Below are 1,999 nucleotides of genomic sequence, written 5' to 3'. Positions count from 1 at the left end.
GCACCACCCCGCCCGCCGGCGGAACGGCCTCCTCCGTCCCCCTCACCTGGTCCGCCGACTCCCAGGCGTGGAAGCTGGGCTGCGGTCACGACTACGTCGTCGCCGCGCCGCCCGGGCAGGTGCCACCGCCGCCGGTCCCCCAGGACGCCGGGGTCTGGGCCGCGTCGCAGAACGCGGTGCACGGCGGCGAGACGCTCGTGCGGCTTTCCGTGCAGGGGCGGACCGACACGGCCGTCGTGCTGGAGGCGCTGCGCGTGCGCGTCGTGGGGCGCTCGGCACCGGTGCCGGGCAACGCCTATGCCATGAACCAGGGCTGCGGCGGTTCGATCACCCCGCGCACCTTCGACGTGAACCTGGACAAGGACCGCCCCATCGCCCGCGCGGTCGCCGGGGGCGGCGTGGACGGGCCGATCCCGGCGGTGCGCATGCCCTACCGGGTCTCCGCCCGCGACCCCGAGGTGCTGCTGGTCAACGCCAGGACCCAGGGGTGCGACTGCCGCTGGTACCTGGAGCTCGACTGGTCCTCCCAGGGCCGCACCGGCACGGTCAGGATCGACGACGCCGGCCGCCCGTTCCGGACCAGCGGCATCAAGGGCCTGCCTCGCTACACGTACGACACGTCCGCACGTGCGTGGAGGCCGTACAGCTAGAACCGGGGCCATCGAGCGGTGGGCGTCGTAGAGGCCGTTGATGAGGTGGAGGTTGCCGGGGGCCGCAGGAGCCGGCGCAGGCGGCGAGCCTGCCGGTGATCTGCGCCTCGGCGCCGGCGGCGAAGGATGCGGTCTCGTCGTGCCGGACGTGGATCCAGTCGATGGCGGAATTGCGCCGGACGGCGTCGACGACCGGGTTGAGGCTGTCGCCGACGACGCCGTAGAGGCGTTTGGCTCCGGCGCGGTCAGGATGTCGACGAACTGTTCCGCGACGTTCTGTTTGGCCATGGTTCTCGTCTGCCCCTTCGGTCTCCTGCGATCCCTCCGGGTTCCATGAAGTCACACGGGCAGCGCTCAGGCCTCCCACACCGCGGCGGCCGTACGGTCGTCCGCATAACCCTTGACCCGCACCTGGGAATCGGCGAGGAACGCGGCGAGGCCGGGCGGGTCGGGGCGGGACCACCGCTCGGCGAGGTACTCGCCCAGTTCGGGCTCGCCGCGCAGGGGGTCGGCGAGGCCGCCGCTGCACATCAGGAGCGCGTCACCCGGGCGGGCGACGGAGGTCCGGAAGCGGAAGGGCTCCCGGGGCGGTTCCGGGGCCGGTTCGTACGGGCTGGGCGGAGTCGGGATGCCCAGGTCCATGGTGAGCCGGTCGCCGTCGGGAGTCTCGGAGGGCGGCGAGCCGAAGCCCATGACGGGTTCGCCCTTGACCTCGGCCACTTGCGGCTCGATGTCCTGCCACTCGCCCTCCCGCAACCGGAACAGTCCGCCGGGCCCGACCCCGAAGAACACCCGCGTACGGCACTCGGGGTCGGCCGACAGCAGCAGACAGCGCAGGCTGGCCGCGTACTCGCCGGGATCGACGCCCTGCTCGGAGGCGCTGGCCCGGAGCTTGCCGAGGCTGCGGTCGGTGAGGCGGTGCAGCCCGGACTTCAGGTCGCCGCGGCGGCCGTCCCTTATGTCCTCGACCAGCCGTGCGTGGCTGCGGCCGACGGCCCGCCCGATCCAGTGACAGGCCTCGGCGGCGGCCCGGTGCGCGCCCGGTGTGGCCCGGGCCCCGGTCGCCGTCGCCACGAGCAGCAGCGCGTGCTCCCCCGTGCCGAACCGGGCGGTGAGCAGCGCGTCCCTGCGGGGCTCGCCCCGGTACCGCGCGGAGTCCCCCCGCACGGAAACGGCCCGCAACGTCCAGGCCCCGTACCGGGCCCCGTCCAGCACGGTGTCCGCCACGAGGTCGTCGAGGTCGTCCGGATCGGCGGCCGGGAGGGCGGTGGGTTCGGCGTCGTAGGTGGGGGGTCGGGTGCCGACGTGGCCTCGAGGTCGCGGGGTCGGTGTGGGGCGCTCGATCCGGG

General features: G+C 74.2%; 1 protein-coding gene and 2 pseudogenes. 1 reads left to right on the top strand and 2 read right to left on the bottom strand.

Annotated features, from left to right (window positions below; genetic code table 11):
• Positions 1–650 (top strand): annotated as a pseudogene (locus C1J00_RS42580) (transcriptional regulator); the annotation flags it as partial.
• On the opposite strand, the pseudogene C1J00_RS42575 reads toward C1J00_RS42580, so the two are convergent.
• Positions 642–938 (bottom strand): annotated as a pseudogene (locus C1J00_RS42575) (thiamine pyrophosphate-binding protein); the annotation flags it as partial. The pseudogenes C1J00_RS42580 and C1J00_RS42575 sit on opposite strands and share 9 nt — an antisense overlap.
• A 66-nt stretch (positions 939–1,004) precedes the next feature.
• On the bottom strand, positions 1,005–1,994 hold the full coding sequence (locus C1J00_RS42570; protein ID WP_102914138.1) for a protein phosphatase 2C domain-containing protein: 990 nt from the start codon (positions 1,992–1,994) through the stop codon (positions 1,005–1,007).
• Positions 1,995–1,999 lie beyond the last annotated feature (5 nt).

It is taken from the genome of Streptomyces cahuitamycinicus, assembly GCF_002891435.1.
In the GTDB taxonomy this organism is placed as follows: domain Bacteria; phylum Actinomycetota; class Actinomycetes; order Streptomycetales; family Streptomycetaceae; genus Streptomyces; species Streptomyces cahuitamycinicus.
The sequence above is the reverse complement of the archived record's forward strand: the minus strand, read 5'-3'. Positions and strand labels throughout refer to the sequence as shown.